This is a genomic window from Pelagibacterium lacus (assembly GCF_003345525.1).
In the GTDB taxonomy this organism is placed as follows: Bacteria; Pseudomonadota; Alphaproteobacteria; order Rhizobiales; family Devosiaceae; genus Pelagibacterium; species Pelagibacterium lacus.
This window is the reverse complement of sequence record NZ_QQNH01000012.1, coordinates 40514-54063: the sequence shown is the minus strand read 5'-3', so window position 1 is coordinate 54063 and position 13550 is coordinate 40514. Positions and strand designations below refer to the sequence as shown.

16 protein-coding genes and 1 pseudogene are annotated in these 13550 nt (G+C 64.7%); 15 read left to right on the top strand and 2 right to left on the bottom strand.

Annotated elements, in window-relative coordinates:
* Window positions 1-68 precede the first annotated feature (68 nt).
* The 13 genes and pseudogenes from DVH29_RS10035 to DVH29_RS09975 all read left to right on the top strand — a co-directional run bounded on the left by DVH29_RS10035 (window position 69) and on the right by DVH29_RS09975 (window position 9948).
* On the top strand, window positions 69-392 hold the full coding sequence (locus DVH29_RS10035) for an ArsR/SmtB family transcription factor (protein ID WP_114646060.1): 324 nt from the start codon (window positions 69-71) through the stop codon (window positions 390-392).
* Entirely contained in the window at window positions 389-814 is a 426-nt protein-coding gene (locus DVH29_RS10030; RefSeq protein ID WP_114646034.1) for an SRPBCC family protein, read from the top strand. The genes DVH29_RS10035 and DVH29_RS10030 overlap by 4 nt, the downstream gene beginning before the upstream one ends.
* A 95-nt stretch (window positions 815-909) precedes the next feature.
* Window positions 910-1368, top strand: coding sequence for a DUF1801 domain-containing protein (locus DVH29_RS10025; RefSeq protein ID WP_114646033.1), 459 nt, complete (start codon window positions 910-912; stop codon window positions 1366-1368).
* Window positions 1365-1763 carry a DUF1801 domain-containing protein gene (locus DVH29_RS10020; protein WP_245944946.1) on the top strand — a complete coding sequence of 133 codons (399 nt, stop codon included), beginning with the start codon at window positions 1365-1367 and terminating at the stop codon, window positions 1761-1763. The genes DVH29_RS10025 and DVH29_RS10020 overlap by 4 nt, the downstream gene beginning before the upstream one ends.
* Window positions 1764-2349: 586 nt before the next feature.
* Window positions 2350-4482 (top strand): annotated as a pseudogene (gene uvrB / locus DVH29_RS10015) (excinuclease ABC subunit UvrB); the annotation flags it as partial.
* 322 nt (window positions 4483-4804) lie between these two features.
* The gene (locus DVH29_RS16400) at window positions 4805-5299 is read left to right on the top strand and encodes an SH3 domain-containing protein (protein WP_158541629.1); all 495 of its coding nucleotides are present in this window, start codon (window positions 4805-4807) and stop codon (window positions 5297-5299) included.
* A 126-nt stretch (window positions 5300-5425) separates the two neighbouring features.
* On the top strand, window positions 5426-5641 hold the full coding sequence (locus DVH29_RS10005) for a hypothetical protein (RefSeq protein ID WP_114646031.1): 216 nt from the start codon (window positions 5426-5428) through the stop codon (window positions 5639-5641).
* Between the two features lie 69 nt (window positions 5642-5710).
* Window positions 5711-5929, top strand: coding sequence for a hypothetical protein (locus tag DVH29_RS10000; RefSeq protein WP_114646030.1), 219 nt, complete (start codon window positions 5711-5713; stop codon window positions 5927-5929).
* 68 nt (window positions 5930-5997) lie between these two features.
* The gene (locus DVH29_RS09995) at window positions 5998-6756 is read left to right on the top strand and encodes an SDR family oxidoreductase (RefSeq protein ID WP_114646029.1); all 759 of its coding nucleotides are present in this window, start codon (window positions 5998-6000) and stop codon (window positions 6754-6756) included.
* Window positions 6717-8627, top strand: a complete 1911-nt coding sequence (gene uvrC, locus DVH29_RS09990; RefSeq protein ID WP_114646028.1) for an excinuclease ABC subunit UvrC — start codon at window positions 6717-6719, stop codon at window positions 8625-8627. Before DVH29_RS09995 ends, uvrC begins: the two co-directional genes overlap by 40 nt.
* Before the next feature lie 43 nt (window positions 8628-8670).
* A complete protein-coding gene (gene pgsA / locus DVH29_RS09985) occupies window positions 8671-9252 on the top strand; it encodes a CDP-diacylglycerol--glycerol-3-phosphate 3-phosphatidyltransferase (protein ID WP_114646027.1) in 582 nt (193 codons plus the stop codon).
* Window positions 9249-9500: a MoaD/ThiS family protein gene (locus tag DVH29_RS09980; RefSeq protein WP_114646026.1), complete on the top strand. Its 252-nt coding sequence runs from the start codon at window positions 9249-9251 to the stop codon at window positions 9498-9500. The genes pgsA and DVH29_RS09980 overlap by 4 nt, the downstream gene beginning before the upstream one ends.
* Before the next feature lies 1 nt (window position 9501).
* A complete protein-coding gene (locus DVH29_RS09975; protein WP_114646025.1) occupies window positions 9502-9948 on the top strand; it encodes a molybdenum cofactor biosynthesis protein MoaE in 447 nt (148 codons plus the stop codon).
* A 74-nt stretch (window positions 9949-10022) separates the two neighbouring features.
* On the opposite strand, the gene DVH29_RS09970 is transcribed toward DVH29_RS09975, so the two are convergent.
* Window positions 10023-10913, bottom strand: coding sequence for a branched-chain amino acid aminotransferase (locus DVH29_RS09970; protein ID WP_114646024.1), 891 nt, complete (start codon window positions 10911-10913; stop codon window positions 10023-10025).
* Window positions 10914-11111: 198 nt separating this feature from the next.
* Here DVH29_RS09970 and DVH29_RS09965 point away from each other — a divergent pair, with 198 nt between their 5' ends.
* On the top strand, window positions 11112-11567 hold the full coding sequence (locus DVH29_RS09965; protein ID WP_245944945.1) for a MarR family winged helix-turn-helix transcriptional regulator: 456 nt from the start codon (window positions 11112-11114) through the stop codon (window positions 11565-11567).
* Window positions 11568-11578: 11 nt separating this feature from the next.
* Window positions 11579-12412, top strand: coding sequence for an undecaprenyl-diphosphate phosphatase (locus DVH29_RS09960; protein ID WP_114646022.1), 834 nt, complete (start codon window positions 11579-11581; stop codon window positions 12410-12412).
* Here the strand turns inward: DVH29_RS09960 and DVH29_RS09955 are convergent.
* Window positions 12368-13540 (bottom strand): AI-2E family transporter, encoded by a 1173-nt coding sequence (locus tag DVH29_RS09955; RefSeq protein WP_114646021.1) that lies wholly within the window; start codon window positions 13538-13540, stop codon window positions 12368-12370. The genes DVH29_RS09960 and DVH29_RS09955 overlap by 45 nt on opposite strands.
* Window positions 13541-13550: the final 10 nt, after the last annotated feature.

Below are 13550 nucleotides of genomic sequence, written 5' to 3'. Positions count from 1 at the left end.
CGGGGCGGTTGACTCATTTATACCCGTTCGGCTATACGTTAATCCATAGTCATTGAGGTATGAATTCGATGTCCGCCACCCGGGACGAGCTGTTCCGCGCCCTGTCCGATTCCACCCGCCGGGGCCTGTTCGAGCGCCTGTGCCGCGAGGGCGAAAAGACCGTCGGCGCCCTGACCGAGCGCGCCGGCGTCTCCCAGCCCGTGGTGTCGCGGCATCTGGGCATCCTCAAGCGCGCCGGCCTCGTCACCGACCGCCAGGCCGGTCGCAAGACCCATTACAGCGCACAAATCGGGGCCCTGGCCCCCCTCACCGACTGGACCCGCGAGATGACCGAATTCTGGCAGTCCCGTTTCGACGACCTCGAAGACCTGCTCCAAAGGATGGATCAATGACCGACACCCCCGAAATCCGCACCGTCGTGGTCGAGCGCGAGATTCCCTATCCGCCGGAAAGGATCTGGCGCGCCCTCACCCAGCCCCATCTGATGGAGGAATGGCTGATGAAGTCCACCTTCAAGCCCGAGATCGGCCACAGCTTCACCCTCACCGGCGATTGGGGCGGGGTGGAGTGCAAGGTGCTGGCCATCGCGCCGCACACCACCCTCTCCTACACCTGGGATCATCACAATGAAGACCCGCTCTATGCGCTGAAAAGCACGGTGACCTTCACCTTGACGCCCACCGCCGGCGGCACCCAGGTCCGCATGGAGCAGACCGGCTTCCGCCCCGACCAGAAGCAGGCCCTGGGCGGCGCGAAATATGGCTGGACCGAACACCTCGCCAATCTCGAAAAAGTGGTGGCCGGGCTCGATTGAGCCCGCCACGCTCCCGCCCCTGTTCCCGCCTATGGCTTGGGGGCTATTGTCTGTTCGCACTGCTCTTTATGGCGCGCTGGAAAAAGGCCTGACCCATGCCCGGAAAGAAAGCCGCTCCGTCAAAACCCCGCCCACCCCTCAAGCCCAATGCCGATGGGGTTATCCTGCTCTCGGGCGGCAATCCGCAAATCCCCAAGGGCGATGGCGACAGCCCGGTGCAGGCCTATATCGCCGCCATGCCCGAGTGGAAGTCCGATATCGGCCGCCGGCTCGATGCCATCATCACCCGCGAAGTGCCCGATGTGAAAAAGAAGGTGCGCTGGAATTCGCCCTTCTACGGCACGACCGAGGCGACTTGGTTCGCCAGCTTCCACTGCATGACCAAATACATCAAGGTCACCTTCCCCGATGGCGCCGCGCTCGAACCGCAGCCCGCCGGCACCTCGAAATACCCCCAGGTCCGATATCTCGATATCTATGAAGGCGACGATTTCGACACCCAGTTCGCCGACTGGGTCCGCCAGGCGGCCCAACTGCCGGGAGAGAAATTTTGACCGACACCGCCGCCGAAAAGATCGACGCCATGATTGCCGGTCTCGAGGATTGGCGTGGCCCCCTGCTCGCCAGGGTCCGGCAGGGCTTTCTCGCCGCCGACGATGCGATGATCGAGGAATGGAAGTGGATGGGCAGCCCCACCTGGTCCTGCGACGGCCTCGTCGCCGTGGCCAATCCACACAAGCAGAAGATCAAGATCACCTTTGCCCATGGCGCCGCCCTCCCCGACCCGGCCAGCCTTTTCAACGGCAAGGACACCGGCGCCACCCGCCGCTCCATCGACCTCTTCGCCCCCGAGGACCTCGACGAAGCCGCGCTCATCGCCCTCATCCGCGCGGCCATCGCCTATAACCGCACGCATCTGAAAAAGAACGCGGGAATGAAAAACCGATAGCGCGGAAGGGGCAGCCAGTCCGCTTTGGCTGCGCGACCGATCGCCTTCGCGCGCCCGAAACCGTTCCCATTGTGTTCTATAGATGCTATTGAATCGCTCTACCTCCGGACCGATATGGTGCTCCATGACCTCCGAGAAAAAATCCCCCTCCGCCGGCCGGCCGCAGAAGGCTGATTTCTCCATCGACGATTTCATCCGCGAGATCGAAAAGGCCGAGGATGCACAGTCTTCAAAACCGCTCCCCCAGGAGCGGCTGCGCAACAAGCGCCGCATGGATCGCGAGGATCGCGCCGCAGCCGAGCAGGCCGAAGCGCAGGAAACCATGCGCCTCGCCGGCAAGGGCAAGGACAACGCCCAGGCCAATGCCCGCCGCATCAGCGCGGCGGCCGGCGGCAAGTCCCGACGCTCGGAGGCGACGGGCCAGCCCGTCCGGCGCGAGGACAAGAAAACCGCCCGGAGCGAAGCGACGGGCATGAGTCTCAAGGCTCCCAAGTCCAAGGCCAATTCCGTCGAGCGTCCGACCAATCTCGATGGCTTTGCCGAGGCGCCCCAGGCCGGGTTCCATTCTCCCGCCACGGTGCAGTCGACCCCTTCCGGCGTCTCGGCCACCGTCGCCGCGCTGGAAAAGATCATCGCCGAGGGCCGCAAGGAGGTCGAGGGCAACGAGGCCTGGAAGCCCCACCGTCCCGCCGCGCTGAAAAAGGACCGGGGCGGCATCCCCTTCCGTCTCGAGACCGAATATACCCCGGCCGGCGACCAGCCCACCGCCATCGCCGAGCTGGTCGAGGGCATCTCCAATGGCGAAACCGACCAGGTACTGCTCGGCGTCACCGGTTCGGGCAAGACCTTCACCGCCGCCCAGGTGATCGCCCGCACCAATCGCCCGGCCCTGATCCTCGCCCCCAACAAGACGCTGGCCGCCCAGCTCTATGGCGAGTTCAAGAATTTCTTTCCCGACAACGCGGTGGAGTATTTCGTCTCCTATTACGACTACTACCAGCCCGAGGCTTATGTCCCGCGCACCGATACCTATATCGAGAAGGAATCCACCATCAACGAGCAGATCGACCGGATGCGCCACTCGGCCACCCGCGCGATCCTCGAACGCGACGATGTGATCATCGTCGCCTCGGTCTCCTGCATTTATGGCATCGGCTCGGTGGAAGACTATACCGCCATGACCATCTGGCTCGAAAAGGGCCAGCGTATCAACCAGCGCGACCTGCTCGCCGAACTGGTCGCCCTGCAATACAAGCGCGGCGATCTGGGCTTCGTGCGCGGCACCTTCCGGGTGCGCGGCGACACCATCGAGATCTTTCCTGCCCACTATGAGGACGCCGCCTGGCGCATCACCCTGTTCGGCGACGAGATCGAAGCCATCGTCGAGTTCGATCCGCTCACCGGCAAGAAATCGGCCGAGCTGACCGCCGTGCGCGTCTTCGCCAACTCCCACCACGTGACCACCCGCACCACGATGAACGCGGCCATCAAGGAGATCAAGAAAGAGCTCCAGGCGCGCCTGCAGGAGCTCAACGGCATGGGCCGCTTCCTTGAGGCCCAGCGCCTCGAGCAGCGCACGCTGTTCGACCTCGAAATGATGGAAGCCACCGGCTCCTGCGCCGGCATCGAGAACTATTCGCGCTATTTCTCCGGCCGCAAGCCCGGCGAGCCGCCCCCGACGCTGTTCGAATATCTGCCTGACAACGCCCTGGTCTTCGTCGACGAATCCCACGTCACCATCGGCCAGTTGGGCGCCATGTATCGCGGCGACCTGCGGCGCAAAGCGACGCTCGCCGAATACGGCTTCCGCCTGCCCTCCTGCATGGACAACCGCCCCCTGCGCTTCGAGGAATGGAACGCCATGCGGCCGCAGACAGTCTATGTCTCGGCCACCCCCGGCGGCTGGGAGATGGAGCAGACCGGCGGCGTCTTCGCCGAGCAGGTGATCCGCCCCACCGGCCTCACCGACCCCGTGGTCGAGATTCGCCCCGCCACCAATCAGGTGGATGACGTGGTCGACGAGATTCGCCAGACCACCAGCAAGGGCTACCGCACCCTGGTCACGGTGCTCACCAAGAAGATGGCCGAGGACCTGACCGAATACATGCACGAGCAGGGCATCCGCGTGCGCTACATGCATTCGGACATCGACACCATCGAGCGCATCGAGATCATCCGCGACCTGCGGCTCGGCAATTTCGACGTCCTGGTCGGCATCAACCTGTTGCGCGAGGGGCTCGATATCCCCGAATGCGGCCTCGTCGCCATTCTCGACGCCGACAAGGAGGGCTTCCTGCGCTCGGAGACTTCGCTGATCCAGACCATCGGCCGCGCCGCCCGCAATGTCGACGGCAAGGTGATCCTTTACGCCGACACCATCACCGGTTCGATGGAACGCGCGCTGGCCGAAACCAATCGCCGCCGCGAAAAGCAGCTGGCCTATAACGAAACGCACGGCATCACTCCGCAATCAGTCAAGGCCCGCATCAACGACATCGTGGATTCGGTTTATGAGCGCGACCATGTCTCGGTAAAAATCCGCCCGGGCAAGGACGGCCGCGACACGGTCCCCGTGGGCGCCAACCTCGCCGCCGTGATCAAGGACCTCGAACACCAGATGCGCGAGGCGGCGACGAACCTCGAATTCGAACAGGCAGCGCGGCTCCGCGATGAGATTAAGAAGCTGCGGGAGATGGAAATGGATGCGCTGGAGGGTCCGGGGGGATAGGGTTCGGCTGGTCCCAGCACCTCAGAGCCCCCCTCATCCGACCGCTTCGCGGCCATCTTCTCCCACCAGGGGAGAAGGAAAGCTCTGCGCATGCCCCACGGACTCCCTTCTCCCCTCGTGGGAGAAGGTGGATCGGACCGCAAGGTCCGAGACGGATGAGGGGGCGCTGACTCTCGACCGTCACCGACGCCCCTTGCATCCCTCTCCTACCCAAACCTTACCTAAATTTAACATTCAGCGCCGGTTCAGGTGGCTTGGGCATTATGTCGGGTAAGGCAGGTCGAACTGCCGAACTCATGCAAGGAGAAGTCAGATGGCTCTCGGTAAAAATGCAATAAAGGGCGGCATCGCCGCCATGATGGTCATGGCGATGACCGCCGGCGCATTCGCCTGGGAAGCTTTCGCCACGACTTCGGTCAATGTCCGCTCCGGCCCCGGCACCAATTATCGCGTGGTCGACGTCCTGCAGCGCAACCAGCTCGTCGACGTGGAATATTGCCGCTCGGGCTGGTGCTTCATCAAGACCGGCGACCGCTGGGGCACCACCGGCTGGACCTCGCAGAACTATCTGCGCCAGGCCGGCAGCAACTGGCAGCCCCCGCGCCCGCAGCCGCCCACCTGGAACCCGGCGCCGCGGCCTCCGCACTGGAACCCCTATCCGCCGCGTCCGCCCCATTGGAATCCGCAGCCCCCGCGCCCACAGCCGCCGCACTGGACGCCGCAGCCTCCACGCCCGCACCCCGTGCCGCCCAATAACAGCCAGGTCTGCTACCAGGGTCCCAACGGATATTTCTGCATCGGCAATTGATGCCGGTCCGCGATCCGCACCAGGCCGGCCGGAGCCCCGCGCTCCGGCCGGCTTGCTTTGCACCGGCACCGATACGATATGCTAGGCTCTCGCGAACGCCCAACGACCGGCCCGGAGGCCCTGCCGATGAAATCCTATGTCAAGCTCGCCTCCGGCCTCATGTTTTCCGGCATGGGCGCCATCGCCCTCGAACGGATGGCCGCCAATGGCCTGGCCCGCAACGCCATGCACCTGCCCGAGGGCATGGGCTGGCTGCTCTCGGGCTTCATCCTCATCCCCTTCGCCCTCATCGCCGCCGGGGTGCTGGTCTATATCGCGGGAGCGATTCTGGGGCTGAAATAGGCAGCCCGTTCAGGTCCCGCTCACCTTCGCCGGGTTAGGCTGGTCCGAACATGTCGGCGGGAGATCACGATGAGCTTGCAGCGCTGGGGGACCGCTTTCCTGCAATTGGGCGCCCTGCTGACCGCCATCGGCCTGCTCCCTGCCCTCGTGATGGCCCTGTTCTTCCCGCATGGTCCCTCCGCCGTCCCGGTCCTCCTCAGCCTCTCGGTCGCCCCCCTGGGCCTTGTTTGCCTCGCCACGGGCGGGCTCATGTGGCTGGTCGCCCTGCTGCGCCGCCGGGGCGGGTAAAACCGCCGGTTGCGTTTCCGGTCCGTTCTGCCTATCTCCAGAGCAGTCCGAGACACATGGAGCTGACTATGAAAGGCGTAGCGCTGGTCACCGGAGCCGCCGACCGCATCGGTGCCGCCATCGCCAGCCGGCTGGCCAGCGAAGGCTATGCCGTCATCATCCATTATCGCTCCTCGGGGGAAAAGGCAGAGGAGCTGGCCGACGCCATCGGCGCCGATGGCGGGCAGGCCGCATTGGTCAGGGCCGACCTTTCCCGGCGCACCGAACGCATGGGCCTGATCGCCCAGGCCGCGGCACCGTTCGGCCCGCTCAATCTGCTGGTCAACAATGCCTCGATCTTCGAGCCCGACAGCGCCCAGACCCTGCATGAAGACCTGTGGGACCTGCATATGGCCGTCCATGCCGAGGCCCCCGCTTTCCTCGCCCGCGATTTCGCCGCCCAATTGCCCGGGGGCGAAACCGGTAATATCGTCAACATCATCGATGAGCGCGTCCTCTCGCTCTCACCCGATTTCTTTTCCTACACCCTGTCGAAATCCCTGCTCTGGACCGCCACCCGAACCCTTGCGCAGTCCCTCGCGCCCCATATCCGCGTCAACGCCATCGGCCCCGGCCCCACCCTCGCCAATACCCGCCAGAGCGCGGCGGAGTTCGCTGCCTCGCGCCGCCGCCTGCCGCTGCAAACCGCCGCCGATCCCGACGAGATCGCCCAGGGCGTCCTCGCCATCCTCGCGCTGCCCTCCATGACCGGCCAGATGCTGGCCCTGGATGGCGGCGAACACCTCGAATGGAGCGCCCGCAACGCGCCCACCCCACGCCAGCAATGACCGACCAGCCCGAGCTTACCGGCCCCGACATCATCCGCAAATTCGTGAGGACCCTGCCCACCGGGGCGGGGGTCTACCGCATGCTCGATGAAAAGGGCGACGTGATCTATGTGGGCAAGGCGCGCAATCTCAGGGCGCGGGTGACCAATTACACCCGCTATGAGGGCAATTCGGTCCGCATCGCCCGCATGATCTCGGCCACCCGCTCGATGGAATTCGTACGCACCGAGACCGAGGCCCAGGCGCTGCTGCTCGAAGCCAATATGATCAAGCGCCTGCGCCCACGCTTCAACGTGCTGCTGCGCGACGACAAGACCTTCCCCTATATCCTGATCGCCACTGATCACGAGGCTCCAGAGCTCACCAAGCACCGCGGCACCCGCCGCCGCAAAGGCCATTATTTCGGCCCCTTCGCCTCGGCGGTCGCCGTCAACCGCACCATCGCCGCGCTGCAAAAGGCCTTCCTGCTGCGCAATTGCTCGGACAGCTTCTATGCCGCGCGCACCCGCCCCTGCCTGCAGCACCAGATCAAGCGCTGCTCGGCGCCCTGCACCGGCGTCATCTCCATCCCAGACTACGCCCTTCTCGTCGAGGAGGCCCGCGACTTCCTCTCGGGCAAGTCCAAGGCGGTTCAGGACCATCTGCAAAAGGACATGAACGCCGCCGCCGAAGCGCTCGATTTTGAACGCGCCGCGCTGCTGCGCGACCGTCTCGGGGCGCTGGCCCTCATCCAGGGTTCGGGCATGGCCTCCCAGACCGTCGCCGAGGCCGACGTCTTTGCCATCCACAACGAGGCGGGCAATTTCTGCGTGCAGGTCTTCTTCTACCGCGCCTATCAGAACTGGGGCAATTACGCCTTCTATCCCCGCGCCGACGACACCAGCACCAATGCCGAAGTGCTCGAAGCCTTCATCGCGCAATTCTATGAAAACCGTGTCCCGCCCCGACTGGTCCTGCTCTCCGAAGAGCTGGCCGAGGGCGAGGTGCTGCGCGAGGCGCTGACCGAGCGGGCCGAACGCGCCGTGCGGATCGAAACGCCCCGGCGCGGCGAAAAGCGCGCCCTCGTCGAGGACGCCCTCAACAACGCCCGCGAGGCGCTGGGCCGGCACCTGTCCGATTCCGCCAGCCAGCGCAAGCTGCTCGACGCCATGGCGGAGACCTTCGGGCTGGCCGAAACCCCGCGCCGCATCGAAGTCTACGACAACTCCCACATCCAGGGCACCAATGCGGTGGGCGCCATGGTGGTGGCGGGGCTCGAAGGCCTCTCCAAGAAGCATTACCGCACCTTCAACATCAAATCGAAAGAGCTGACCCCCGGCGACGATTTCGGCATGATGCGCGAGGTGCTGTCCCGCCGCTTCACCCGCCTCGCCGCCGAAAGCGAGGTCGATGCCGAGGACGACGCCACCGGCATGCCCGATTGGCCCGACGTGCTGCTCATCGATGGCGGCGCCGGCCAGACCAATGCGGTCAAGTCGGTGCTGGCCGAGCTGAACCTGCCGCGCGAGGTGATGGTGATCGGCATTGCAAAAGGCGAGGAACGCAATGCGGGGCGGGAAACTTTCTTCATGGAGGGTCGCGAGCCCTTCATGCTCCCGGCCCGCGATCCGGTGCTGTATTACGTGCAGCGCCTGCGCGACGAAGCCCACCGCTTCGCCATCGGCACGCATCGGGCCAGACGGAAGAAGGACATGGTCAAGAACCCGCTCGACGAAATCGGCGGCATCGGCCCGACGCGCAAGCGGGCGCTGCTGCAGCATTTCGGCTCCGCCAAGGCGGTTTCCCGCGCCTCGGTCGCCGACCTCGCCGCCCTCCCCGGCATCTCGACCGCCATGGCCCAGATGATCTACGATCATTTCAACCAAAGATGACCGCCATGCCAAGCCAGACCACCAACCTCCGGAGTTTTCCCGCATGACCGACGACAACGGCTTCGACATGGCCAAGCTCCCCAACTATCTGACCTATGCGCGCATCGTCGCCGTGCCGGTCATCATGCTCCTCATCCTCGCCGACAACAATTTCCTGCGCTGGCTGGCGCTGATCCTCTATGTCGCCGCCGCCGTCACCGACTATCTCGACGGCTATTACGCGCGCAGATACGGGTCGGTCTCCCCCATCGGCCGCATGCTCGATCCGATCGCCGACAAGCTCCTCGTCGCAGCCCTCCTTCTGGTGTTCTGCTTCGATAGCAGCTTCGGCGGCTGGGACCTCATCCCCGCCACGATCATCCTGCTGCGCGAAATCCTCGTCTCGGGCCTGCGCGAATTCATGGGCACCGAGAAAATCGTCGTGCCGGTGACCAAGCTGGCCAAATACAAGACCGCCACCCAGCTCGTCGCCCTGGCTTTCGTCATCGCCGAGCCGCTGATCCCGGGCATGCGCGAAGTGACCGACATCCTGCTCTGGCTCGCCGCCGCCCTCACCGCCTATACGGGCTGGCAATACTGGACCGGGGTGACCCGCCACTTCAGAACCGAAGAGGAGGTGTTGTGAAGATTCTCTATTTCGCCTGGCTGCGCGAGCGGCTGGGACGCGATTTCGACGTCGTCTCGCCCCCCACGAGCGTCACCACTATCGCCGATCTGATCGACTGGCTGAGCGGCGAGGACGAAGGCTTTGCGCTGGCCACCACCAATCGGGCGCTGATCCACGCCGCCATCGACGACGAACTGGTCGACCACGCGACTCCGCTCGGCGGCGCCACGACCGTGGCGCTGTTCCCTCCGATGACGGGAGGCTGAATTGGGCGTCACGCTGCAAGCGCAGGCTTTCGATCCCGGCGCCCTCTCCAATGCCTTTCTCGAACGGGGCGCCGGGGCCGGCGCCGCTGTCACCTTCACCGGCCTTGTCCGCTCGAGCCCGGACGATCCCATCACCACCATGACGCTCGAACACTACCCGGCGCTGGCCCGGCGCCAGCTCGAGAACCTGCGCCGCGACGCCATGGCGCGCTTCGCGCTGCTCGACGCCGAGATCATCCATCGCTTCGGCACGCTCCGCCCCGGCGAGCCCATCGTGCAGGTGATGACCCTCGCCCCCCACCGCCAGACCGCCTTCGACGGCGCCAATTTCATCATGGACACCTTGAAGACCACCGCCCCCTTCTGGAAGAAGGAACAGCGCCCCGGCGGCGAAAGCTGGGTAGACGCCAGGAGCAGCGACGACGACGCCAAGGCCCGCTGGGATTGACCACACACCCGGGCGGCCAATGAAAAAGGCCGGGAAACGTCCCGGCCTCGTAAACCCTACGATTGTTCCGGACTTTACTCCGCAGCCGCCTGCTTGGGCTGCACTTCGGCCATATAGGCTTCGACCAGCGTGCGGCAGGCCTCGCCCGGGGTGAAGCTGTATTCGCCCACTTCCGACACCGGGGTCACTTCCGCCGCGGTTCCGGTGAGGAAACACTCGTCGAACTGGGTCAGCTCTTCGGGCTTGATATGACGCTCGGTGACCGTATAGCCGGCCGCCTTGGCCAGCCCGATCACGGTGCGGCGGGTAATGCCGTCGAGGAAGCAATCCGGCGTCGGCGTGGTGATTTCCTTGCCCTTGACGAAGAACACATTGGCCCCGGTTGCCTCGGCTACATAGCCGCGATAGTCGAGCATCAGCGCATCGGCATAGCCCTTGTCCATCGCCGCGTGCTTGGAGAGGGTGCAGATCATGTAAAGACCCGCCGCCTTGGCCTTGCACGGAATGGTCTCCGGCGAGGGGCGCTTCCAGTCGGCCCAGCACAGGCGGATGCCCTTAAGGCGCTCCTCGGTCGAGAAATAGCTCGGCCACACCCAGGCGGCGATGGCCACATGCACCTTGTTGTCGCGCGCCGGCACCGAGATGGTTTCCGAGCCCCGCCAGGCGATGGGGCGCATATAGGCGTCAACCAGATTATTCTTGGACAGCACCTCGCGGCAGGCCTCGTCGATCTCGTCGGCGCTGAACGGGATGGTGAAGTCGAGCGTCTTGCCCGAAGCGATCAGCCGCTCGGTATGCTCGCGCAGCTTGAAGACTTCCCCGCCATAGGCGCGCTGGCCCTCGAACACGCTGCTCGCGTAATGCAAACCATGGGTCAGCACATGCAACTTGGCGTCCTTCCAGGGCACCATCTCGCCATTGTACCAGATCCATCCGTCTCGCTGATCCATTGGCACGGTGGCCATTTTATTCTCCCGAAATTCGTTCCATTGGCACGTTGCGCGCGCTTCGGCCATAATGCAGCATTCCCTGGCCACTTGGCAAACCAAAGCGGCTCTGTGATAAGTCGGCTGAGGTCGAAGCGTGTTGGAAGGACGATGGCAGTTCACTCAATTAATGTCAATAAGACTGACATAAATTCGGCGATCTACGATTTCCCCGAGATGCCGATCGATATCATGGGTCTGTTCTTTTTCGCCTATCGGGATTTCGTCCGCGATGCCGATGCGCTTCTCGAAATGCAGGGGTTCGGACGGGCCCATCACCGGGTGATCTATTTCGTCAATTTGCGTCCCGGCATGACCGTGGCCGACCTGCTCGACATCCTGCGCATCACCAAGCAGAGCCTTGCGCGCGTCCTGCGCCAGTTGATCGACAGCGGCTATGTCGCCCAGCGCCATGGGGAAACCGACCGCCGCCAGCGCCTGCTGTTTCCCACCGAGAAGGGCCGCGACTTTTTCGAGGTGCTGAGCGCCACCCAGGCCCGGCGCATCGACAGCGCCTTTGCCAGCCTGCCCGAGCAATCCCGCGAAAACGTCAAGCGCTTCTTTGCCGAAATGACCGAGCGCAGCGATCACCAGCTTCTCAAAACCCTGCGCCTGTCCGACTCCTCCTCATAGGACCTTTCTTCGTGGATATCGTTTCGACCATTTTCCTCGCCCTCGTGCAGGGCGTGACCGAGTTCCTGCCGATCAGTTCCTCGGCCCATCTCATCCTCGGTCGCTGGCTGCTCGAAACCCTCGGCGTCGCCTCGAGTACCATGACGCCCGCCGAGGAACTGGCCTTCGACATTGCCCTGCATGTCGGTACGCTCGGTGCGGTTCTGCTCTATTTCCGCCGCGATATCGCAGCGCTCTTCATGGGGCTGGTGGATGGCGTCACCGGCAAGGGCGGCGCGCGCTTCCGCCTGCTGCTGGTGGTGATCGTCGCCTCGCTGCCCATCGTGGTCGGGGCCTTTCTCGCCAAGGATCTGATCACCGATTACGGCCGCTCCCTGCCGATCATCGCCTGGACCACCCTTGTCTTCGGCGTGCTGCTCTACTTCGCCGACCGCCGCCCCCAGCTCAAGACCACCATTGAATCGCTCTCGTTCCGCGATGCGCTGATCATCGGCTTCGCGCAACTGATCGCCATCATCCCCGGCGTGTCCCGCTCGGGTATCTGCATGACGGCGGGGCGCTTTGCCGGACTGGATCGCCCGCTCTCGGCCCGGGTCGCCATGCTGCTCTCGATCCCCACCATTCTCGGAGCGGGGCTGCTGGCCGGCATCGAAATGGCGCGCAGCGGTAATTCCGACCTCACCGGCGAAGCCCTGTTCGGCGGCGTGCTGGCCTTCCTGTTCGCCATGGTCGCCATCACGGTGCTGATGAACTGGCTCAAGAGCCGGTCCTACACGCCCTTCGTGGTCTATCGCGTCGCCCTAGGCGTCCTGCTTCTCGGCCTGCTGGCTTCCGGCTTCGCCTGACGCGAGGACCTCGGGCTCGGGCGGCACGGCGATCCCCTGCCCGCCCTCCGCGTCGGCCTGGTCGAGATCGCGCGCCCATTCGCGCCACATCGAGACCAGCAGCGCCATCAGCACCGGGCCGACGAACAGGCCGACAAAGCCCATGGTCTTGACCCCGCCCACGAGGCCGAAGAATGTCGGCAGGAAGGGCAGCTTGATCGGGCCGCCCACCAACTTGGGCCGCAGCGTCTTGTCGACGATGAACAATTCGATCGAGCCCCACAGGAACAACGCGATCCCTTGGAACACCGATCCGCTGGCCGCCAGATAGACCGAGACCAGCGTGAACGAGAGCGGCGCACCGCCGGGGATCATCGCGGCGACGCCGGTGATGACGCCCAGCAGCACCGGCGACGGCGCCCCGGCCAGCCAGTAGGCGATGCCCAGGACGATGCCCTCGCCGATGGCGATGATGGTCATGCCGGTCACCGTCGAGCTGATCGTCGCGGGCACCACCCGCGACAGTCTCTGCCAGCGCGTCGGCAATATGCGCTCCCCGAACTTGTCGAGCTGGGAGGCGAAGGTCTCGCCGTCGCGATAGACGAACAACAGGGCGATCAGCATGAACAACAGGTTCAGCGCCAGGTCGAGAAAGCTGCCGCCCGCCGCGAGGATGGTCTGGTAGATGTTGTAGACATTGGCCCCGCCGATGACCGTCACATACTGCCCCAGCGCCCCCGGGCGGCCAATATAGAGGTCCCATTGCTCGATGGCCCACTCCCCTACCATGGGGAGGGTGGCAAACCATTGCGGCGCCGGCGCGCCATTGGCGTTGGTGGCCAGCACCCAGGTGATCAGCGACCGCACCTCGTGGGAAGCATAGGAGAGCGCCATCAGGATGGGCACGAGGATGAAGAGCACGATCACCGCGATCATGAGGCTCGCCGCCAGCGTGCGGCTGCCGCCGATGGCCGAGCGGACCCGGCGGTAGACCGGCCAGCTCGCGAAGCCGATGATCAGCGCCGCCAGCACCGGGACAAGGAAGCCATGGAAGAAATAGACGCACGCGAGCAGGATCAGGATGATGAGCCAGCGCGCCAGGCTCATGGCCGGCACGAGGGCGGCACGCGTCGAACTCGCGAACCCCATCAGGCGAGGT